This is a genomic window from Bradyrhizobium sp. I71, assembly GCF_022354745.1.
GTDB lineage: Bacteria > Pseudomonadota > Alphaproteobacteria > Rhizobiales > Xanthobacteraceae > Bradyrhizobium > Bradyrhizobium liaoningense.
On record NZ_CP059398.1, the window covers coordinates 7,145,058 to 7,165,779 of the forward strand.

17 protein-coding genes are annotated in these 20,722 nt (G+C 65.1%); 8 read left to right on the forward strand and 9 right to left on the reverse strand.

Annotated features, from left to right (window positions below):
- Position 1: 1 nt before the first annotated feature.
- A complete protein-coding gene (locus FJV43_RS33880; RefSeq protein WP_239623285.1) occupies positions 2-1,474 on the reverse strand; it encodes a protein adenylyltransferase SelO in 1,473 nt (490 codons plus the stop codon).
- 189 nt (positions 1,475-1,663) lie between these two features.
- On the opposite strand from FJV43_RS33880, the gene aspS reads away from it, so the two are divergent.
- Complete coding sequence (gene aspS, locus FJV43_RS33885) at positions 1,664-3,436, forward strand: aspartate--tRNA ligase (protein WP_239623286.1); 1,773 nt, start codon at positions 1,664-1,666, stop codon at positions 3,434-3,436.
- A 254-nt stretch (positions 3,437-3,690) separates the two neighbouring features.
- On the opposite strand, the gene FJV43_RS33890 is transcribed toward aspS, so the two are convergent.
- A complete protein-coding gene (locus FJV43_RS33890) occupies positions 3,691-5,661 on the reverse strand; it encodes a hypothetical protein (protein WP_239623287.1) in 1,971 nt (656 codons plus the stop codon).
- A 247-nt stretch (positions 5,662-5,908) separates the two neighbouring features.
- On the opposite strand from FJV43_RS33890, the gene FJV43_RS33895 reads away from it, so the two are divergent.
- Both FJV43_RS33895 and FJV43_RS33900 read left to right on the forward strand, forming a co-directional pair.
- Positions 5,909-8,218: an NADP-dependent malic enzyme gene (locus FJV43_RS33895; RefSeq protein WP_239623288.1), complete on the forward strand. Its 2,310-nt coding sequence runs from the start codon at positions 5,909-5,911 to the stop codon at positions 8,216-8,218.
- 360 nt (positions 8,219-8,578) lie between these two features.
- Complete coding sequence (locus tag FJV43_RS33900; protein WP_239623289.1) at positions 8,579-9,031, forward strand: DoxX family membrane protein; 453 nt, start codon at positions 8,579-8,581, stop codon at positions 9,029-9,031.
- A 3-nt stretch (positions 9,032-9,034) separates the two neighbouring features.
- Here the strand turns inward: FJV43_RS33900 and FJV43_RS33905 are convergent, their stop codons facing one another.
- The 5 genes from FJV43_RS33905 to FJV43_RS33925 all read right to left on the reverse strand — a co-directional run bounded on the left by FJV43_RS33905 (position 9,035) and on the right by FJV43_RS33925 (position 14,621).
- Positions 9,035-10,150 carry a helix-turn-helix domain-containing protein gene (locus FJV43_RS33905; protein ID WP_239629739.1) on the reverse strand — a complete coding sequence of 372 codons (1,116 nt, stop codon included), beginning with the start codon at positions 10,148-10,150 and terminating at the stop codon, positions 9,035-9,037.
- 525 nt (positions 10,151-10,675) lie between these two features.
- Complete coding sequence (locus tag FJV43_RS33910; protein ID WP_239623290.1) at positions 10,676-11,227, reverse strand: dihydrofolate reductase; 552 nt, start codon at positions 11,225-11,227, stop codon at positions 10,676-10,678.
- Between the two features lie 7 nt (positions 11,228-11,234).
- On the reverse strand, positions 11,235-12,260 hold the full coding sequence (locus tag FJV43_RS33915) for a polysaccharide deacetylase family protein (RefSeq protein ID WP_239629741.1): 1,026 nt from the start codon (positions 12,258-12,260) through the stop codon (positions 11,235-11,237).
- A 163-nt stretch (positions 12,261-12,423) separates the two neighbouring features.
- Positions 12,424-12,993: a glutathione peroxidase gene (locus FJV43_RS33920; protein WP_239623291.1), complete on the reverse strand. Its 570-nt coding sequence runs from the start codon at positions 12,991-12,993 to the stop codon at positions 12,424-12,426.
- Between the two features lie 89 nt (positions 12,994-13,082).
- Positions 13,083-14,621, reverse strand: coding sequence for a L,D-transpeptidase family protein (locus tag FJV43_RS33925; RefSeq protein WP_239623292.1), 1,539 nt, complete (start codon positions 14,619-14,621; stop codon positions 13,083-13,085).
- A gap of 208 nt (positions 14,622-14,829) precedes the next feature.
- Here FJV43_RS33925 and FJV43_RS33930 point away from each other — a divergent pair, with 208 nt between their 5' ends.
- From FJV43_RS33930 to FJV43_RS33940, 3 genes are all read left to right on the forward strand, one after another.
- Positions 14,830-15,378 carry a CreA family protein gene (locus tag FJV43_RS33930; protein WP_239623293.1) on the forward strand — a complete coding sequence of 183 codons (549 nt, stop codon included), beginning with the start codon at positions 14,830-14,832 and terminating at the stop codon, positions 15,376-15,378.
- Between the two features lie 617 nt (positions 15,379-15,995).
- Positions 15,996-16,160, forward strand: a complete 165-nt coding sequence (locus tag FJV43_RS33935) for a hypothetical protein (protein ID WP_239623294.1) — start codon at positions 15,996-15,998, stop codon at positions 16,158-16,160.
- Positions 16,161-16,192: 32 nt separating this feature from the next.
- Positions 16,193-16,555, forward strand: coding sequence for a hypothetical protein (locus FJV43_RS33940; protein WP_239623295.1), 363 nt, complete (start codon positions 16,193-16,195; stop codon positions 16,553-16,555).
- Positions 16,556-16,567: 12 nt separating this feature from the next.
- Here FJV43_RS33940 and FJV43_RS33945 read toward each other — a convergent pair whose 3' ends face one another.
- Positions 16,568-16,813, reverse strand: a complete 246-nt coding sequence (locus FJV43_RS33945; RefSeq protein WP_239623296.1) for a DUF6719 family protein — start codon at positions 16,811-16,813, stop codon at positions 16,568-16,570.
- Between the two features lie 66 nt (positions 16,814-16,879).
- Positions 16,880-18,349 carry a PLP-dependent aminotransferase family protein gene (locus tag FJV43_RS33950; RefSeq protein WP_239623297.1) on the reverse strand — a complete coding sequence of 490 codons (1,470 nt, stop codon included), beginning with the start codon at positions 18,347-18,349 and terminating at the stop codon, positions 16,880-16,882.
- Positions 18,350-18,424: 75 nt separating this feature from the next.
- On the opposite strand from FJV43_RS33950, the gene FJV43_RS33955 reads away from it, so the two are divergent.
- Together FJV43_RS33955 and FJV43_RS33960 are read left to right on the forward strand one after the other, a co-directional pair.
- Positions 18,425-19,150: a pyridoxamine 5'-phosphate oxidase family protein gene (locus tag FJV43_RS33955; RefSeq protein WP_239623298.1), complete on the forward strand. Its 726-nt coding sequence runs from the start codon at positions 18,425-18,427 to the stop codon at positions 19,148-19,150.
- A gap of 55 nt (positions 19,151-19,205) precedes the next feature.
- A complete protein-coding gene (locus FJV43_RS33960; protein WP_239623299.1) occupies positions 19,206-20,483 on the forward strand; it encodes an ArgE/DapE family deacylase in 1,278 nt (425 codons plus the stop codon).
- The last annotated feature ends 239 nt before the right edge of the window (positions 20,484-20,722 follow it).

The following is a 20,722-nucleotide window of genomic DNA, read 5'->3' on the forward strand; positions in this document are numbered from 1 at the left end:
CTCATGTCCCGCAGAATGTCTGCAGCACCCTCTGGTCCGGCAGCGGCGGATCGGCGTAGGCGGCGTAGTCCGGCTGCTCATCGAACGGTTTGGCCAGCACCTGCACCAATTCCTCGAACGGCGCGTAATCGTCATCATTCACCGCGGCCTGGATCACGGCCTCGACGCGGTGGTTGCGCGGAATGAAGAGCGGATTGACGGCGTGCATCGCGGCCTGCCGCTCGGCGGCGCTCTGCGGCTCCAGCGCGATGCGCGCGCGCCAGCGTCCGGCCCACTCGTCGAACGCGCCGGGCTCCATGAACTGCGCGCGCGCGTCGGCTGCGTCGCCAGCTGCGGCGTCACCGAGCTTGCGGAAGGTGAGGGTGAAGTCGGCCTGGTTCTTCGCCATGGCGTCGAGCAGGTCCTGGATCAGCGCCTCGTCGCCGTCGCGCTCGGTGAACAGGCCGACCTTCCTGCGCAGGCCGGCCTGATAGGCCGCGCTGAACTGGTCGGAGAAGGCGCCGAGAATGTCCTGGGCTTCGGCGACCGCCTTCTCCTGCTCGTCGGAGAACAGCGGCAGTAGGCATTCGGCGAGGCGCGTCAGATTCCACAGCGCGATGCGCGGCTGGTTGGCATAGGCGTAGCGGCCCATCTCGTCGATCGAGGAAAAGACCTGCGCGGGGTTGTAGGCGTCCATGAAGGCGCAGGGGCCGTAGTCGATGGTCTCGCCTGATATCGACGTGTTGTCGGTGTTCATCACGCCGTGGATGAAGCCGACCAGCAGCCAGCGCGCCACGAGCTCGGCCTGGCGCGCGACGACGCTCGCGAGCAGGTCGTGATAGGGCCGCTCGGCCTGGAGCAGGTCCGGATAGTGGCGGGTGATCACATGGTCGGCGAGCCGGCGCACCGCCTCGGTGTCGCGACGGACGGCGAAGAACTGGAAGGTGCCGACGCGGATATGGCTCGAGGCGACGCGGGTCAGCACCGCGCCGGGCAGCGCGGTCTCGCGGATGACGTGCTCGCCGGTGACGACGGCGGCAAGCGACCGCGTGGTCGGAATGCCCAAGGCAAACATGGCCTCGCTCACGATGTATTCGCGCAAGACCGGCCCTAGCGCAGCGCGGCCGTCGCCGCGGCGGGAGAACGGGGTGGGGCCGCTTCCCTTCAGCTGGATGTCGCGGCGGACGCCGTCCTTGTCGATGACCTCGCCGAGCAGGATGGCGCGGCCGTCGCCGAGCTGGGGCACGAAATGCCCGAACTGGTGGCCGGCATAGGCCATGGCGATCGGATCGGCGCCGGCGGGAACCGTCTTGCCGGCCAGGATCTCGGCGCCCTCAGGGGTCTCCAGCAGGTCCGGATCCAGCCCGAGCTGGATTGCCAGCGACCGGTTCAGCTTGATCAGCCGGGGGGCGGCGACCGGGGTCGGTGCGACGCGGGCGAAGAAGCTGTCCGGCAGCGCCGAATAGGAGTTCTGGAAGGGGAAATGCACCGTCATAGGCTCAAGATAGGGCTGGAACGCCTAATGGCAAAGGCTCGGCCCCTGAAAATGGGCACTTCCAGCCCAAAACAGGGCGTTCCCTTGGTTGCCGCCTTGATCCTAGCGAGGTAAACCCTGCCGCAATCTCGGACCGGCCGTGAAAGGCCGTTCGATTCGCATCCTCCGACATTGATTTTTGGGACGACCATGCATCGCTACCGGTCACATACATGCGGCGCGCTCCGCGAGAGCAACATCGGCGAGACGATCCGCCTCTCGGGCTGGGTCCATCGCGTTCGCGACCATGGCGGCGTGCTGTTCATCGACCTGCGCGACCATTACGGCCTGACCCAGTGCGTGGTCGACCCGGACTCGCCGGCGTTCTCGCTGGCCGAAAAGCTGCGCTCGGAATTCGTGGTCAAGATGGACGGCAAGGTCCGCCGTCGCCCCGAGGGCACCGATAATGACGATCTGCCGACCGGCAAGGTCGAGGTCTATGTCAGCGAGATCGAGGTGCTGGGTCCGGCCGGCGACCTGCCGCTGCCGGTGTTCGGCGACCAGGAATATCCCGAAGACATCCGTCTGAAATACCGCTTCCTCGATCTGCGCCGCGAGAAGCTGCACCAGAACATCATGACGCGCGTCGAGATCATCAAGTCGATGCGTCGGCGCATGGAGGGGCAGGGCTTCTTCGAATTCAACACGCCGATCCTGACCGCGTCCTCGCCGGAAGGCGCACGCGACTTCCTGGTGCCCTCGCGCATTCATCCCGGCAAGTTCTACGCGCTGCCGCAGGCGCCGCAGCAGTACAAGCAGCTGCTGATGATGTCGGGCTTCGACCGCTATTTCCAGATCGCGCCCTGCTTCCGCGACGAGGACCCGCGCGCCGACCGTCTGCCGGGCGAGTTCTACCAGCTCGACGTCGAGATGAGCTTCGTGACGCAGGAAGACGTCTTCGCCGCGATGGAGCCCGTCATCACCGGCGTGTTCGAGGAATTTGCGAAGGGCAAGCCGGTCACCAAGGGCTGGCGCCGGATTCCGTTCGCCGAGGCGCTGCGCAAATACGGCAGCGACAAGCCGGACCTGCGCAACCCGATCGAGATGCAGGACGTCTCCGAGCACTTCCGCGGCTCCGGCTTCAAGGTGTTCGCGCGCATGCTCGAGGATCCCAAGAACCAGGTGTGGGCGATCCCGGCCGCCGGCGGCGGCAGCCGCGCGTTCTGCGACCGCATGAACTCCTGGGCGCAGGGCGAAGGCCAGCCCGGCCTCGGCTACATCATGTGGCGCGAGGGCGGCGAGGGCGCAGGTCCGCTTGCGAACAATATCGGGCCCGAGCGCACTGCCGCGATCCGCGCGCAACTCGGCGTGAAGGAGGGCGATGCCGCCTTCTTCGTCGCCGGCGACCCCGACAAGTTCTGGAAGTTTTCGGGCCTTGCCCGCAACAAGGTCGGCGAGGAGTTGAACCTCACCGACAAGGATCGGTTCGAGCTCGCCTGGATCGTCGATTTCCCGATGTACGAGTACAATGAGGACGACAAGAAGGTCGATTTCTCGCACAACCCGTTCTCGATGCCGCAGGGCGGCCTGGAGGCGCTGAAGGGCCAGGACCCGCTGACCATCAAGGCGTTCCAGTACGACATCACCTGCAACGGCTACGAGATCGCCTCGGGCGGCATCCGCAACCACGTGCCGGAAGCCATGGTGAAGGCGTTCGAGATCGCAGGTTATGGCGAGCAGGAGGTGGTCGAGCGCTTCGGCGGCATGTACCGCGCCTTCCAGTACGGCGCGCCGCCGCATGGCGGCATGGCCGCGGGCGTCGACCGCATCGTGATGCTGCTCTGCGGCACCACGAATCTGCGCGAGATCTCGCTATTCCCGATGAACCAGCAGGCCATGGACCTCCTGATGGGCGCGCCCTCGGAAGCCACCACCAAGCAGCTCCGCGAGTTGCACATCCGGGTGAACCTGCCGCAGAAGTGAGGCTTTCGCCTCTCCCCGCTTGCGGGGTGAGGCCGCGTCGCATCGAAGATGCGGGGCGGTGAGGGGGAATTCTCCGCGAGTCGATCTGGCTGATATTGGGTCCGCTCCCTCTACCGTCATTGCGAGCGAAGCGAAGCAATCCAGAATCGTTCCGCGGAGGGACTCTGGATTGCTTCGTCGCAAGGGCTCCTCGCAATGACGGGGAGGGACTTTCGCCAGGCCAGTTGCCGCCTCTTTCGCAGTGATAAGCGCCGCTACAGCCCCGTCGACGCCTCGATCCTGAACTGCGCCAGCGCGCTCTCCGGGTCGCTTTGCGAGAGCTGCATCAATTGCATCAGCGGGACCTTGGCGCGGGGCGTGAGCTTGATGGTCAGCGTCTGCCCCGACGTCTCCACGAAGCCGGCCAGCGCATCGACCGCCATTCTCACGTCGGTATTTGACGCCGCGATCCTCTCGCCTTGCGACCGGATCACCTGGACGATGGCGTTGCGCGCGGCGTCGCGGCTGACATTCTGCATGCGCGCGAACTGCGCCACGACGAGATCGACGACGCCGCTGTCGCGCAAGGAGAGCTCAAGCGCGCCGGTCTCGACCTGCGCCGCCTGACCCATCGCGCGCACTGGGTCGGTCGTGATGAACAGGCCGCGCGGCACATTGGCGAGCGCGAAGCGGGCTTGCGCCTTGGCGAGGTCGCCGAGCTCGATGCTCGCCGGCGCGAGCGCGAACGCGCCGGACGATTCCGTCCAGGCGGCGCCGAGATCGAGGTCGATTGCGAGCTTGTCGACACCCGCCATGATCAGCGGCCGCAGCGCCGGATTGGCGGTATCCGTGGGCGTGACCATCTTCACGATCAGATTGGCCTTGCTGGGGATCGAGCCGACCAGCTGGCCCCAGTTCAGGCTGATCGTATCGATGGTAACGAATTGACGCGTGTTCTTGTATGGCGAGACAACGCCCTTGATCTCGGCGCCTTCGAGCACCCGGAACAGGCCCAGCATCTGGTCGGGCGAGGGCGGCTGCCCGGGACTGCTGAGACCGGAGGCCCAGCGCATGAAGTTCGGCATGCTGAAGGATTTGAGCGCGAAGCGCTCCATCTTGAACTGACCCTGCGGCGAGGGTGCATCGACGCCCTCGATTGCGAATTCGCCCTGCCGGTAGCGGATCGCGTTGATCTTCCCGGTTCCCTGCGGTGTGCCGATCGAGGTCTTGCCGATCTCGGCCTTGCCAACGCGAATGCCGTCGTAGAATCCAGCGACCTTCTCCATCAGCTCGCGCGTTTGCGCCTGCGTCGGCGGGGCCGACTTATCCTGCGGCAGCATGGCAAACATCTCGAACAAACGGAGCCTCGACGGCTGCACGTCGATGTCTTCCATGGCGAAGCCGTCAATATCCATACGCAGGCCCAGCGCGGACTTCAGCACATAAGGGCCGCTCGAGATTTGCCGGTAGACCCGGCGGTAGCTGTCGTCACCGCTCGCTTGTGGATCGAGTGCGACGAGGATCGGGGTCGAGTCGAAATCGTTGACGATGAGGGTCGAGATCTCGCCAGTCAGCTTGTCCGCCTTGCCCGGCTGCGCAACGTTGATCGTGAAGGTGGCGCGGTCCGTCTTCATCGCATCGACCTTGCCGCGGCCGAGATTTTGCAGCGCGAGGCCGGAATAGAGCACTTCACCGCTGCCGCCGCTGCTGCCGGCGTCGAAATTGATGTTGATGGACGGGACCGTCACGGACGTTGCCGTCACGCTCGCGAACTGGACGAGCGCGAACCGGTACGCGTCGATCAGGGAGCTCGATGCCGGCATGTTTTGAACGTGGAGGGGACCTGCATAGTCGCGCAGTGTCGTCTGCGGGACCTTGTAGGCCACTTTCAACTTGCCGGGGCCGACGTCGTCCATCGCAATCTCAACACCCGTGATGTCGATGCTGTCGGCCGAAAACCTGGCATCATCGATCAGGCGGACGCCTGTGCCCTTGATGCCGGCGATCTTGATCTTCGCCTGCGGCTGGTTGGCGGGCGCGACGTCGATGTCCTCGATCGTCAGCGTCCGGGTCGCGAGCTCGAACGTGATCTTGCCATGGCTGGCCTTGCCGCCGCCCGAGCGCATCTGCTCGAAGGCCGCCTCGACCTCGCTGGTGGCCCGGTGCTGGACGTAGAGATTGAAGCCGAACCATCCGCTCGCGCCGAGCACGGCTGCCATGATCAGGCCGATCAGGATTCGCTTCATTGCCGGCTCCAGTTGCTCGTTCTACACCGCGCAACCTGCCATATTCGGCAAACGCCGCGCGGTCCAGGGAAAGCTATGGTTTTCAGACAGTTGACTGCGCGCCCTGTTGATGGGGGCGCAATCGGATGTTGCCACCGGGGCACCCGGCGTGCTTCATCCCGTTTCCATGACCCGGAAATACCGTTTCGCTTGGGCGGCAGCTCCGGATCATGCATTTTGATGCCGGTAACGTGAGGCGAGACTCCGCATGTCGTCCTATTCTGATGATCTCCACCAGGCGGCGCTGGCCTATCATCGTCTGCCGCGCCCCGGAAAGCTCGAGATCCAGGCAAGCAAGCCGCTTGCCAACCAGCGCGACCTCGCGCTGGCCTATTCTCCGGGCGTTGCCGCCGCCTGCACCGAGATCGCCAAGAACCCGGCCGAGGCGGCCACGCTCACCACCCGCGCCAACCTGGTCGCGGTGGTCTCCAACGGCACCGCGGTGCTCGGCCTCGGCAATATCGGCCCGCTGGCCTCCAAGCCGGTGATGGAAGGCAAGGCGGTCCTGTTCAAGAAATTCGCCGGCATCGACGTGTTCGACATCGAGATCGCCGCCGACACCATCGACCGTGTGGTCGAGACGGTGGCGGCGCTCGAGCCGACCTTCGGCGGCATCAATCTGGAAGACATCCGCGGACCGGAATGCTTCGAGATCGAGACGCGCCTGAAGGAGCGCATGAAGATCCCGGTCTTCCATGACGACCAGCACGGCACCGCCATCATCGTCGCCGCGGCGATCACCAACGGCCTCAGGCTCAACGGCAAGAAGCTGTCGGAGGTCAAGATCGTGGCCTCGGGGGCAGGGGCGGCCGCGCTCGCCACGCTGAACTTGCTCGTCTCGATGGGCGCACAGCGGAAGAACATCTGGGTTTGCGACATCGACGGTCTCGTGCATGAGGGGCGCAACACCTCGATGGACCGCTGGAAGGCGGTCTATGCGCAGAAGACCGACAAGCGCACGCTCGCCGACGTGATCGGCGGCGCCGACATCTTCATCGGGCTCTCGGCACCCGGCGTGCTCAAGCCCGAGATGGCCAAGGCGATGGGCGACAAGCCCTTGATCATGGCCCTTGCCAATCCCGTGCCGGAGATCATGCCGGAAGAGGCGCGAAAGGCGCGCCCCGACGCCATGATCTGCACCGGCCGCTCCGACTATCCGAACCAGGTCAACAACGTCCTCTGCTTTCCCTTCATCTTCCGCGGCGCGCTCGACGTCGGCGCCACCGCGATCAACGAGGAGATGAAGCACGCCGCCGTCGAGGCCATCGCGCAGCTCGCGCGCGAGGCGCCGTCGGATGCGGTCGCGCAGGGTTTCGACACCGGCGAGACCCAAGGCTTCGGCCCGGGCTCGCTGATCCCGAGCCCGTTCGACCCGCGCCTGATTCTGCGCATTGCGCCGGCTGTGGCCAAGGCGGCGATGGAGTCGGGTGTCGCGACGCGACCCATCACCAATTTCGACGAATACACCGCGCTGCTCGAGCGCTTCGCCTTCCGCTCCGGCCTCGTCATGAAGCCGATGTTCGCCAAGGCCAAGACCCAGCCGGTGCGCGTGATCTATGCCGAAGGCGAGGACGAGCGCGTGCTGCGCGCGACGCAAGTCGTGCTGGAGGAGAACCTGGCGCGGCCGATCCTGGTCGGCCGTCCTTCTGTCGTGGAGGCGCGCATCAAGCGCTTCGGGCTCTCAATCCGCGCCGGCAAGGACTTCGACCTGGTCAATCCCGAGGACGATCCGCGCTACCGCTCCTATGTGCAGTCCTACGTCGAGGTCGCCGGCCGCCGCGGCGTCACGCCGGATGCAGCCCGCACGGTGGTGCGCACCAACAACACCGTGATCGCCGCGCTCGCGGTGACGCGCGGCGAGGCGGATGCCATGCTATGCGGCGTCGAGGGCCGCTACATGAGCCATCTGCGTCATGTCCGCGAGATCATCGGCTTCTCGCCGGGGATCAGCGACTACGCGGCGCTTGCGCTGCTGATCACCAGCAAGGGCGCCTTCTTCATCGCCGACACGCAGGTTCGGCCCAATCCGAGCGCGGAAGAGCTCGCGGAGATCGCATCGCTCGCCGCGGTCCACGTGCAGCGCTTCAACATCAAGCCGAAGATCGCCTTCGTCTCGCACTCGGATTTCGGCAGCTACGACACCGAATCCTCGCGCAAGATGCGGCGGGCGACCCAGCTGTTGAAGGAGAAGCATCCGGAGATCGAGGCCGACGGCGAGATGCAGGGCGACACCGCACTCTCCGCCGCTGCGCGAAGAATGGTGCTGCCGCACTCCAAGCTGGAGGGCGAGGCCAACATCCTGATCATGCCCACCCTCGACACCGCCAACGTCGCCTATCAGATGATCAAGTCGCTGGCGGACGCGCTGCCCGTCGGCCCGATCCTGGTCGGCCCGGCACGCCCGGCACATATCCTGACGCCGTCGGTGACCGCGCGCGGCATCCTCAACATGACGGCTGTCGCCGTCGTCGAAGCCCAGGAGCGCGCAGCCCGGCAGCAGCCGACGTTGTTCACGTAAGGGCGGGCTGCAGGGCCGCCGGAGGTGCTGTCCCTTCTCGCCTTGTGGGAGAAGGTGGCATAGGCGGCCTTTGGCCGCCGTTCTTAAGAACGCCGAAGCGAAGCTTCGGCTATGGCGCCGGAATGAGGGGTTGTTTCCGCGAGTCGAGATCCCGCGAGCTTTCCGTGCCGATAGATACCCCTCATCCGTCTCGCCGCTTCGCGACGAGCCACCTTCTCCCACAAGGGGAGAAGGTGTAGCGAACGTGTGGCGCGTTTTGAATTCCTCGCGGTTCTCCATTCCCCGTTTGAAAACCGCAATCGGACTCTTCATAATCCCCTCAAGCGTTCCATGCTGTAGCGCTTTGCCAAGAGGCCGATCATGCCAGCGTTCGTGACTTTCGGGCGGATCCTGTTCGCCGTGCTGTTCATCTACACGGGCGCGACCAAGCTCTTTGCCATCCAGGCGACCGCGGACTTCATCGCCACCAAGATCGTAGTGCCCGATGTCATCGCGCCTTACGCCACGCAGGTCGAGGGGGCGACGGCCATGACCACGCCGCAGCTGCTGGCGATCGCGGTCGGCGGACTCGAGGTCATCGCAGGGCTGATGATCGCGCTGAATCTTGGCGCGCGCTTCTTCGCGATGCTGCTGATCATCTACGTCGCCGTCGCAACCGTCCTGTTCTACGATTTCTGGAACCAGACCCCGCCGGACAACGCCAAGATGCTCGTCGACGCGCTCAAGAACCTGTCGATCATCGGCGCGCTCTGCATGATCATCGGCTACGGCCGCACCACGCGTCCGGCCGAGGCGGCCTACGGCGACGTGTAGCGATCAATGCGCCCTTGGGGGCGCGATCTCGCGCATCCAGCGGGAAATCGTTGCGCTGCTCGTAGCATCGGTGCCGTGCTGCAGGCCGAGCAAGGCGGCCTCGCGCGCTGCGCGGGGCGTAATGCCGTAGGCTGCCTTGAACGAGCGCGTGAAATGCGCGTCGGTGCCGAGCTGCCAGCGCCGCGCGACCTCGCTGATGCGCGGACCACGCGAGCCCGAATTGGCGAGATCGAAGAACGCGCGGTGCAGCCGACGGCTGCGAATGTAGTCCGCGATGCCGCCGACGGGCGCGAACAACCGGTACAGTGAAGCCCGGGACAGGCCGAAATGGGCCGCGATCGAATTGGCCGACAGATCCTCGCTGGCAAGGCCAGCCTCGATATATTGCCGAATCCGCATCAAGGACGGGCTCGCAGCGACGGTATGGTCGGCGTCAGCGTCGCCACGTTCGAGCTCGTTGCGCAGGCACGCGGCCAGCAGCGAAACCGTGCCCTCGACCACCGATTGGCATTCGTCGAGCGTCATGCGGGGCGCAAATTCGACCAGTGCGGTGAGATGTCCCGCCAGCAGCCTTGCGATCACGCTGCTGCCGGGCAGGACCAGGCCGTGCAAGTCGTCGACTCGCAAGAGATGGGTGCCGAACATCGGGCGCGGCACGACCAGCGTGATGTTCTCGAAAGCCGTCGCCTTGGTCTCCAGGGTCTGGGCGAGGTCGAACAGGCAGATGTCGCCGGCGCGCACACGGATCGGCCGGGTGCCCGCGACGCCGTCATAGCCCCCCTTCAGATAGAGCTGGAGAATGATGTGGTCGACGCCGCTGCGCGCAATCGTTTCGGGGGTGCGGCGGAAACGCTGGCCGCTGGCACGGCTCAGCCCGATCAGTACTGGCCCCATGGCGTAGGAGCTGATGTCGGCGCGAAACGGACCCGGTTCGTCGGCGGCGAGTTCGTCGACGTCGAACAGCGTGGCGACAGATTCTCGCCAGGCGGCGACGTTCGCATCTGTCTCCATCCGATCGGCAGTGAAGCCGAATGCCGGTAGCAGGGACGAAATCGGGGCTGCATTGCCCGTCAGTCCGGAGGCGTCTGTCGGACCTGTCGTCGTGCAGTCGTCGTTCATGGTGCCCGTTGGTCGCGTCTCGATCATCGTTGAGGCCGGAAGCCGGCGAGCCGAGCCAATCATGGCAAGGATTTCCGGAGCCGCGGAGGGCTTCGCGGGAGACCCGAGCCCCGGCGTATATGGTGACTATCCCGCAGAGCGAAAGCGGCTCGTTTGTGTACCAATGCTGCCGTCTCGGGCCAGGCAGCACCCAATTGGCGTCTTCCGCCAGGGTCCAGACCGTCCAGTTTTGCGCTTTTGTCTCAGTCTATTGATCCGGTGTTTCTCAGTCGTCAGCTCGTATTGACGCAGCGCCGCGGACGTTGGCTATAGCGCCATGACCGCCGTCGGGGCCGATTATCGGGCCTCGGCCAATATGCTAGCCGGCTTTGCGCTGGCCGGCGGCGGCGCCAATTTTGTTTAATAAAACCGTAGGATACGCAAAGGTGTCCTGATGCCGGTACTGTGCATGGGGTTGTTCCTCCGATTCTTGCCGGAGCCTCATCCCACCGGTGCGAGCGAAAGCCAGCCGGCCATGCCGGGAGGCTACTTCGGCCGCCACGGCGTCACGGTCACCTCATGTGCCGCGTCGAGCACGTACGGCGCGCCCGGCTTCAATCCGTGCGAAGCCAGCACCTCGTGAGGCGTCCGCGCCGGCACGCCGCCGAAACAGCCTTCGCCGCCGGGCAGCCGCACATGCGGGGCTTCCGATAGCCAGAACGCGTCGTAGCGGTCCATGAACATGTCGAACACGAGCGGACCGCCGATGATGGCGATCATGCCGGAGGCGACGTCCGCGAAGGCGCAGGCCTCATCGAAGCTCGCGTGCTGCGGATTCCACAGCGTCGCGTTCGGCATCTCCGGGTCGACGGTGAGGTCCCTGATCTTGCGGGTCAGGATCAGCCGATTGCGCTTCGGCGAATTCGGCTGCTGCTCGTGCGAGTGCCGGCCATGCACGATCAGCGCGGCGCGATCGAGCGCCTGTTCGAAGAAGAGCTTGTCGCCTTCGAACTTGAGGCTTTCGGGCATCACGCGATCGGCGTCGGCAAGCATGCCGTCCGCTGAGACGATGACGTAGCCTTCGATACGGAAAGACAACGGCCTTCTATTCGGAAACGGTCGTCACCACGGAATTGACCGGGCGCTGGCTCACCGTCGGCAGCTTGGCGTCCTTGAGCAGCTCCTGGTCGTATTCCGGCAGCGTCGATGCCGGGAACTTGGCGCGCATCGCCACCACCTTGTAGCCGCCGGCCTTCAGCCGCTTGAGCAGTTCGGGCAGGGCCTCCGCAGTGTGCTTCTGGAAGTCGTGCATCAGGATGATGCCCTTGCCCTTGGTATCGAGCTTCTTCATCACGGTCTCGACCACCTTCTCGGGCTTGGAGGCCTTGAAGTCGAACGAGTCGATGTCGCAGGAGAAGATCGCGACGTTGCGGTTGCCGAGATAGGTGACCATCTCCGGCGGATGCTGGAGCGCCGGGAAGCGGAAGAACGGTGAGGGCGAGATGCCGCCGAGCGCCCATCTCACGGCGCTGAAGCCCTTCTCGATCTCTTCCTTGCGCTGCGCTTCGGTGAGCTTCTTGTTGTTGAGATTGGCGTGCGACCAGGTATGGGCGCCGACCGTATGGCCGGCCGCGTAGACCTGCTTCAGGATCTCCGGCTCATAGGTCGCGTGCTTGCCGATGGAGAAGAAGATGCCGGTAGTGCACTCGTCGGCGAGCGCCTTCAGCACCGCGGGCGTGTTGCGCGGCCAGGGGCCGTCGTCGAAGGTCAGCACCACCTCCTTGTCGCGCAGGAAGTCGAGCTCCTTGAAATGCTCGAAGCCGAAGCCGGGACCGCCCGTGGTGTCGATCTCGACGGTGCGGGCGACGCCGAGCGCGCCCGGCGTGTTGCAGGCCGCGCGTGCCGGCTGCGGCGGCTGTTTGGGCGGGGGCGGATTGACGAACCCTGCTGGCGCGGCGCCTGTCGCGGGAGCGGCGGTCGGAGCCGTCGCGGGCGCCGACGCGACCGGCGTCGCCGCCGGTGCGGCTTGCGTCGCGGCTGCCGGCTTCGCGGCCGGTGTCTGCGACCATGCTGCGCCGGTCATCGCAACCGACATCGCGCCTGCCAAAATCAGTCCTGCCGCCACACGCATGGTGTTGTCCTCGAGATTGGCCCCGTTGTCCCGCCGCGGCTTTTCGCCTGTGGCAAAAACCATCCTGCCCCAAACGATCCTAGCCTAGATGGTGCGGCATCGCCATTGCAACGGCTGTTTGACGCGCCCCGACACTTGTGCCCAGCCGGATGACGCGCCTGCGTCAACTGTCGGCCAGCGCCCTGGCAATGGCCGTTTTGATTCGCGTGTCGGCCGGTTCGACCGCGGACGCAAAGACGTCGGCGATATAGCCGTCGCGGCCGATCAGGTATTTGTGGAAGTTCCACTTCGGAACTTCCTTCGGTCGCGCCTCGGCGGCCCATTTGTAGAATGGATGCGCTTTCGCTCCGATCACCACGGCCTTGGCCGTAACCGGGAAGGTAACACCATATTGGTGGTGCGCGGTGTCCGTGATCTCACTCGCGCCGCCGGGCTCCTGGCCCCCGAAGTCGTTGGAAGGTACGCCGATCACGGTGAGCCCGCGGGGGCGGAATTCGTTCCAGAGCTCTTGCAGGCCGGCATATTGCGGAGTGTAGCCACAGAGCGAGGCGGTGTTCACCACCAGCAGCGGTTTGCCGGTGAACGCGGCGAGGCGGATGTCGTCGCCAGACAACGCTGGGAAGGAGAAGGCGTAGGCCGCAATCCGGCTCATGCCGCCATCGGCGAAAGCGCGTGCTGCCGGCGCGATCGCGCCTGCAACCGTTGCGAGGAGCATGGTCCTGCGATTCATCATGACGGCGTCCCCCGAAATGATCCGGGCCGCATGTTACCCCGCCGGCACGACCGGACTGCTCAACACCGCGTTATCGGGAGCGACGAAGCCTAGTACAGGCGGACGATGAAATCGGTGCCTTCGCCGGTCTCGCCCTGGTTGATGCCCTGGTCGGAGACGATGATCGAGCCGCCGGACGTCAGCATCTCGTTGATCTTCGCCATGGTCTCCGCGGGGATCGAGATGCGGTCGAGGGCCTCGGCCGGGCTGTCCGGCGTGACCACGGGCCTGGCGGCGACGGGGATCACGGCGGCGCCGCGCTGGCCGCGCGCGAGGCGGCTGTCGTCCGCGCGTGCCGCGGAACGGGCGGAGACGGGCAGCGACACCACCGACCAACGCAGCGAATTGGCATCGGCCCTGTCGACTTCGGCGGTGAAGACATGCGTGCCGAGCGGCCGGTCGCTCGCGGCGATCGTGACGGGCACCTCGAACAGCGGCGCAAAATTCTGCCGCACATAGAGCTTGGAATCCTTGCGGCTGATGAAGACGGCAATCTGGCCGGCCCGCTTGGGCGTTTCCGGTTTTACGGCTGGCGCCGGGTCGGCAACGCGGGTCTCGTCCTTCTTTGCGTCGGGCGAAGCAGTCATTGTCGGCGCCGTGGCCGGCGTATTGGGCGTCTTCGCGGAGTCCACCGCCTCCGTCTTGACCGGCTCGGCTTTGACCGCCTCGACCTTGTTGGCAGGCTTGTCGTCGTGACCTGGCTTGACCGTACCGGATGCCTCGGCCGTCCTGGCCTTATCGGCCGGTGCGCCGGCTTCCTCGCGCGCGGGCGCGCTGCCCGTGGTCACATCCGACATCGCGGCATGGCCGAGGGACGCGCGCAACGCGAGCACGCTGTCGGCACTTGCAGTCTTCGTCTCCGCGGGCTTGGCTTCGGCGGCGCCCTTGTCGCCCTTCTCGCCGACGGTAGTCTGCGGTTCGAGGCTCGCCGTGGGCTGCGGCGGCACACGCATGGAGGCGAGCAGGGGATGCGAGAAGCTGTGCGGCGTCATCTCCCCGGGCGCGACGATGACGCGCGCGCCCATCCTGGTCCAGTTCCACATCTTCACCGCGAACGACATCGGCATGCGGATGCAGCCGTGCGAGGCCGGGTAACCCGGCAACACGCCGGCATGCATGGCGACGCCGGACCAAGTGATCCGCTGCATGTACGGCATCGGCGCGTCGCTATAAATGTTGGAGCGGTGGAATTTGTGCTTCTGGATGACGCTGAACACACCCATCGGCGTCGAATGACCCTTCATGCCGGTCGACACCGGGGATTCCGCGAACGCTCCTTTGCTGTCGTAGACCGTCACCTTCTGCCGGTCGATCGAGACGACGATGACGAGCGGTCCCTGCGGCTTGGTGCCGGCTTCCTTCTCGGCGACAACTTCTTTCTTGCCGACCGTGCGGCTCTTCTGTGGCTTCTGGCGCAGTGGCTCGGGACGCTGCCGGGCGTAGTAGGAGCCGTCGGAATAATCCGTCCAATAGTAGAACGCTGCGTCTGCGTGGCTGATCGTGCCGATCGCACCCGCCGCCGTCAAAATGGCGACCTGCCACAGCCGCGCCCGCTTGGCGGAAGAACCCGAGCCGTTCACGCTGCTCATCCTCGAATCCACAATCCAAATCAGACGTTAGTCTCGCAAAGGGGATACGCGTTCACCAGCAGGGTGGTTCTGCGATCAGCTACATTTGTCCAAGCCGTAGCAGAAAAGCCTCACGGAGCGGTAAACGGCGGCCGCGCCGGGCTGCCTGTCGTCTTCCTGTCGGGCTGTCGCGTTCCTACATTGCGGGGACTTGTTACCGGAGAGCTTCATGTCATCTCGTTTCCCCGGTCTTTCGGGCATCCGCTTGAAAGGCCTCGCTTTATTCCTCCTGGCTCTGACTGCGCCAATGGCGTCGGCATCCGCCGCCGACGAGCCCGATCTGATCTTCCGCCGTTCGACTGTGTTTAAATGGATGAGCCCGAACGACAAGCTCGCGACCTATGGTCTCGACGATCCGGAGGTCGAGGGCGTCGCCTGCCATTTCACGGTGCCGGAGAAGGGGGGCTTCAAGGGGTGGCTGGGCCTTGCCGAGGAGGTCTCGGACATCTCGCTCGCCTGCCGCCAGATCGCCCCGATCAGGTTCAAGAACAAGATGGAGCAGGGCGACGACATGTTCCGCCAGCGGCGCTCGCTGTTCTTCAAGAAGATGCAGATCGTGCGCGGCTGCGACGCCAAGCGCAACGTGCTGGTCTACATGGTCTATTCGGACAGGCTGATCGAGGGTTCGCCCAAGAACTCGACCTCGACCGTGCCGATCATGCCGTGGGGACCGGCGGACGCAAACGTCCAGAAGTGCGGCGAGTTCTTCACTCAGTGACGCGCTTGCGTTCGCTCAAAGACGATCGCCTGGTTTCGCGAGATGCGAACCGGTTAGCCGCGCGAACATCTGCGGTGCAGCCTCGAAGCCGCGGCTCGATTGCAGCGCCATTTCGCCGGCGCTGCCGCGAGCGGGTGGTTCATCTCCGCGATCCCTCGGTGGATCCGTATCGCGCGGCGTTGCGCGATTTCCCGCCGTCATGGTGGCCATTCCTCACGTGAATGCGCCCGATGAATCGGGCGTCTCGGTTTCGATGGCTTGGGTCGCGTCCGAACCGCCCCCGGTTCGATAGGACCCGGCCCTCGTTTGCCGCCTGTTCAGCAGAAAAACGTAAAATGCGTATGAAGCGCTTGAGGCGGGAGCATGACGGCGCCGGCGCAGGGTGCGTTTTCGCGCTGCAGCCGGAACTTGCCGGGGCACTTTGAGCTGCAGCCAGACCTCTCTGAAATGACTGGCATTTTCCAACAATTGTTTCGTCGTCACGGACGGGACGAAACAATTCTCACGGCGACGAAACCATTTTCAGCTTTTCGCGCATCACGCGCGAAACCGCCCATGGTTATCAGCGTCACAACGACGACGGCGCACCGCCGGCCACCGAATTGGGATACAAGATCATGCGCGCGCTCAGCTTCATCCTTGCTTTCGGTTTCGTGCTCGCCGGCTCCTCGTTTGCGGGAGCGCCTGACGGTAATCTCCCCGGTGTCGGCACCTTCCAGTACAGCGGTTCGCCCATCACCATCACGCCAGCGCAGCCAATCATGGTCGCCGCGCGCTTCTGACCGCACACAAGACAACAGCCGGCAAGACCATCATGTTGCTTCGTCTCTGCGCCGCGGCGTTCGTGTCCCTTCTGACGATCGGTTCCGTTCAGGCGCAGGTTCGCACGCCCTCCCGGCTACCCGATCCACGCAGCGAATTCGTGCGGCAGTGCGCGCCGCGCATGCTCGGGCGCTGGGAGCATCCGGAAGCGGTTTGCGGCTGCCTCCACGACCATGCCGCCGCTGCCGTCGAGGATCGCGATCTGCGCGAGGCGCTGCTGCGCGGCATTACCGAGACCGGCGTGCCGACGATCGAGACCGATTGGGTGCCGGTATCCAAGCAGGGTGAGATCGGCCCGACCTTCACCAAGATCGCCAAGCCGACCTTGCAGTGCATGTTCGATCCGGCGAAGTAGCTTCTCAGCCGATCATCTCGATTTCGGTCCGTGCCGCGGCACGCAGGAGCTCGTGCGCGAGACACCCTTGTCCGTCATCTTGGCGCCGCGCACCTCCTTGACCTGACCGGCGGGGCAGGTTCCGTCATCCACGAGCACACGCTGACCGAGCTTCAGATCGACGATGTCCTGCTCGCGTCCGACGCTGCCTGCACGCGCCGTCGAGGCGACCGCGGTGGCGATCAGGAGCGAACAGCAGGCGGCGCGAAGAAGTGACATGACGAAGCTCCCGAAACTGAAGCCGCAATGTAGGGGCCGGTCAGCGATTCTGATAGTGAAGCTTGGTTACGCCCGCCGGCCCGATCTGCTGTTCGCGCGCAAGGCCGAGCGCGATTCCCGCGCGAGCCGGTCGGCGGCCGCCACGAGTTGCGGAATTGCATGCCCCGAAAATCCCAGCACGAATCCGGGCAGCGGACGCGCGCGCGAATAGGTGTCGGCCAATAGCCAGCCCTCGGCGCCGGCCGCTCGTTTGGCCTGCGCTGCCACCGACAGGTCGACCGACGGATCGAACCGGGCGACAAGATGCAGTCCGTGGGATGGCACCGGCACGGATAGAGCGCCGTCGGATTTGGCCTCCAGCGTCTCGGCGAGGGCATCACGCGCCTCGCGATAGAGTTTTCGCACGCGCTTCAGGTTCGCGGCGAAGGCGCCGGAATTGAGCATGTCGGCCACCGCGCCTTCCATCAGCGTGCCGGGAAAGCGATCGAGCGCCGCGCGCGCTGCCGCCACGTCCGCGATCAGGCGTTCGGGCAGGGCGCAATAGCCGATGCGCAGGCCCGGAAACAGCGTCTTGGCAAACGTGCCCAGGTAGATCACGCGCTGGAGGCGATCGATGCCGGCGAGCGACATCAGCGGTGCGCCGTCATAGCGGAACTCGCTGTCGTAATCGTCCTCGAGCACGAATGCGCCGGCCTGCCTTGCCCAATCCAGAAGCTCGAGGCGCCGCGGCATCGACATCTGCACGCCAAGTGGAAATTGATGCGACGGTGTGACGTAGGCTGCGCGCGCGGACGGCGCCGCGATGCGGCCGTTGGCGACACGCATCCCGTGCTCGTCGACGGGGACGGGTACGGCGCGATAGCCGCAATGCGCGATGGTTTTTCGCGCGGCGGGATAGCCGGGGTCCTCGCACCACACCTGGTCGTTGGATTTGAGGATCGCGCTCAGCACGATGCGCAGCGCGTGCAGCGTGCCCGACGTCAGCATGATCTGATCGGGGTCGCAGCGCAGGCCGCGGGCCGACAGCAGATGATCGGCAATCGCCGCGCGGAGCTCTCGGCTGCCGCGGGGATCGCCATAGTGCAGGTGCTCGGCCCCGAACGCACGCATGCGGCGGCCGACGAAGGCGCGAAAACGCTGCACCGCGCGCTCGTCGATATGGGTGCAGCCGAGCGCGAACGCGCCTTGCCCGGGCGTTTCGACAACCACCTTCGGCTTGTTCCGCTCGGCCATCCGCGCAGGGACGCGTGCGGCGACGAACGTTCCGGAGCCGACGGTTGCGTCGGCAAAGCCATCGGCGATCAGACGCTCATACGCGGTGACGACGGCGTTGCGCCGGAAGCCGGTCTGCCTGGCCAGCGTCCGCGACGGCGGCAGCAGCTCGCCGGGCTTGACGAGGCCGGAGACGATCGTCTCGCACAGCGCCTGATAGAGCCGGTGCGCGGCGGAGGCGCCGGCCGTGATGTGCGGCCCCGTGAGGTCGAGGGGCAGCTCGGTCTTGCCGGGCGCGGAGGAATTGGTCGGAATTTTTCGCATGGAATTGGAACTATCGCAGACCAAAAGCCTCGCTACAACTGCGCTGGAATTCTTCCAATCCGAGCGGGAGCGGCCGTGAGCCAGACTGAGACCTCAAATTCCTATCCGACGTCGGCGCGCAACCAGGTGAAGCGCCGGCATGACCGCGGCTTCTACGATCACGCCACGGTCCACCGCATCCTGGATTCCTCGATGCTCTGTCACGTCTCTTACGTGATCGACGGCCAGCCCTATTGCACGCCGACTTTCTTCTGGCGGGAGGGCACCAGGCTCTACTGGCACGGCTCGAGCGCCAGCCGCATGCTGCGCAACCAGAGCAAGGGCGAGCGCGTCTGCCTGACGGTCGCCCATCTCGACAGCCTCGTGCTGGCGCGCTGCGGCTTCAACCATTCCGCCGACTACCGCGCGGTCATGGCCTTCGGCACGGCCTATCTCGTCACCGATCCCGAGGAGAAGGAGCGGGCGGTGATCGCCATGGTCGACCGCTTCTTCCCGGATCGCACCGCCGGCCTGCGGCAGAGCACCGCGCAGGAGATCAAGGCAACCTCCTTCATCGCGATGGAGATCGAGGAAGCCTCGGCCAAGATCCGCGCCAAGGGCGTCGCTGACGACGACGAGGACTATGCGTTACCGATCTACGCGGAGCGCATTCCGGTCCGCACCGTGCTCGGCGCTCCGGAGCCGTGCCCGCGCCTGCTCGACGGTGTGAGCCGGCCCGCGACGCTGAATGGCTATTCCGAAGGCCGGCTGCTCGAAGATGCATTGCGGGATGCTTATTTTGTGGAGTACCCGAACGGCTGAAATCGGCTAGTTTGCGCACTCCTTGAGAACCATTGAGATGCCTGGAGTTGCCCTGATGAATGCCGAAACGCAGCAGAGGATTCTTGACGCCGTCGACAGCGGCTTCGAAGCTCAGCTTGCAACCACCCGCGATTTCGTCGCGATCCCTTCGACCCGCGGGGCGGAGGGGCCATGCCAGGACATGATCGGCGATCTCCTGCGGCAACGTGGCTACGAGGTCGACGATTGGCATATCAATGTCGACGATTTGAAGGATCTGCGCGGATTCGGCCCGATCGAGCACGATTTTTCGAAGGCTCGTTCCGTGGTGGGCACTTACCGTCCCCAGACCAATGGCGGTAAATCGCTGATCCTGCAGGGGCACTGCGACGTGGTGCCCGCCGGCCCGCTGGAATTGTGGGATACGCCGCCATTCTCGCCGGTCATCAAGGACGGCAAGATGTTCGGCCGCGGCGCCTGCGACATGAAGTCGGGCACGATCGGCGCGCTCTATGCGCTGGACGCGATCAAGGCCGCCGGCTTCAGGCCGACGGCGCGGATCCACTTCCAGTCCGTGATCGAGGAAGAGAGCACCGGCGTCGGCGCACTTTCCACGCTGCAGCGCGGCTATCGCGCGGACGCCTGCTTCATTCCGGAGCCGACCGGCGGCAAGATGGTACGCTCGCAGGTTGGCGTGATCTGGTTTCGCCTGCGCGTGAAGGGGCATCCGACCCACGTGGCCTTCGCAGGTTCGGGCGCGAACGCGATCATGGCGGCGTATCACCTGATCCAGGCATTGCAAAAGCTCGAGATCGAATGGAACGAGCGCGCCAAGGCCGATCGTCACTTCAAGACGCTCAACCATCCCATCAACTTCAACCCCGGCATCATCAAGGGCGGCGACTGGGCCTCGAGCGTGCCGGCCTGGTGCGACGTCGATTGCCGGATTGCGGTATTGCCGGGCTGGTCGATCGCCGATCACCAGAAGGAGATCATGGCTTGCGTTGCTGCTGCTGCGCGAAACCACCGCTTCCTGGCTAACAATCCGCCGGAGATCGAATGGTCTGGCTTCCTGTCGGAAGGCTATGAACTGACCGACGCTGCCGCGCCGGAAGCTGCATTCGGCAAGGCCTTCAACGCCGTCTATGGCGGCGCGGTCGAGGACCTCGTCTTCACCGCGCTCACCGACACGCGCTTCTACGGCCTGAATCACGGCATTCCGAGCCTGTGTTTCGGGGCCAGCGGAGGCGAGATGCATGGCTTCAACGAGTTCGTCGACCTGGAGTCGCTGAAGAAGACGACCAAGGCGATGGCGCTGTTCATTGCCGAATGGTGCGGCGTGGAGAAGGCCTAGCTCTTTCCGCCGTCAATGCGAGGAGCGAAGCGACGAGGCAATCCAGGCTGCCGCGGCGGCAAGATTCTGGATTGCTTCACCGCGCTCGCAATGAGGGAAGCGGCCCATCAGATCCCCATTCAGGCGGGAGTGACGGGAATATCTTGCCGCACCACTGCCCGAAACTCGGGCGAGTCCAAATCCTTTAAGCTTAAAATAAAGACTAGGATGGCGGCCTTGCCGGTGGCAGACTGGTGTCC

Bases quoted from the DNA above. Each gene is read 5' to 3' on its own strand.
- FJV43_RS33945 (WP_239623296.1), bottom strand. From the start codon at position 16,813: ATGTCACTTCTTCGCGCCGCCTGCTGTTCGCTCCTGATCGCCACCGCG.
- FJV43_RS33905 (WP_239629739.1), bottom strand. From the start codon at position 10,150: ATGAACGACGACTGCACGACGACAGGTCCGACAGACGCCTCCGGACTG.
- FJV43_RS33925 (WP_239623292.1), bottom strand. From the start codon at position 14,621: ATGAGCAGCGTGAACGGCTCGGGTTCTTCCGCCAAGCGGGCGCGGCTG.
- FJV43_RS33890 (WP_239623287.1), bottom strand. From the start codon at position 5,661: ATGAAGCGAATCCTGATCGGCCTGATCATGGCAGCCGTGCTCGGCGCG.
- FJV43_RS33930 (WP_239623293.1), top strand. From the start codon at position 14,830: ATGTCATCTCGTTTCCCCGGTCTTTCGGGCATCCGCTTGAAAGGCCTC.
- FJV43_RS33960 (WP_239623299.1), top strand. From the start codon at position 19,206: ATGAATGCCGAAACGCAGCAGAGGATTCTTGACGCCGTCGACAGCGGC.
- aspS (WP_239623286.1), top strand. From the start codon at position 1,664: ATGCATCGCTACCGGTCACATACATGCGGCGCGCTCCGCGAGAGCAAC.
- FJV43_RS33920 (WP_239623291.1), bottom strand. From the start codon at position 12,993: ATGATGAATCGCAGGACCATGCTCCTCGCAACGGTTGCAGGCGCGATC.
- FJV43_RS33915 (WP_239629741.1), bottom strand. From the start codon at position 12,260: ATGCGTGTGGCGGCAGGACTGATTTTGGCAGGCGCGATGTCGGTTGCG.
- FJV43_RS33935 (WP_239623294.1), top strand. From the start codon at position 15,996: ATGCGCGCGCTCAGCTTCATCCTTGCTTTCGGTTTCGTGCTCGCCGGC.
- FJV43_RS33940 (WP_239623295.1), top strand. From the start codon at position 16,193: ATGTTGCTTCGTCTCTGCGCCGCGGCGTTCGTGTCCCTTCTGACGATC.
- FJV43_RS33880 (WP_239623285.1), bottom strand. From the start codon at position 1,474: ATGACGGTGCATTTCCCCTTCCAGAACTCCTATTCGGCGCTGCCGGAC.
- FJV43_RS33950 (WP_239623297.1), bottom strand. From the start codon at position 18,349: ATGCGAAAAATTCCGACCAATTCCTCCGCGCCCGGCAAGACCGAGCTG.
- FJV43_RS33895 (WP_239623288.1), top strand. From the start codon at position 5,909: ATGTCGTCCTATTCTGATGATCTCCACCAGGCGGCGCTGGCCTATCAT.
- FJV43_RS33900 (WP_239623289.1), top strand. From the start codon at position 8,579: ATGCCAGCGTTCGTGACTTTCGGGCGGATCCTGTTCGCCGTGCTGTTC.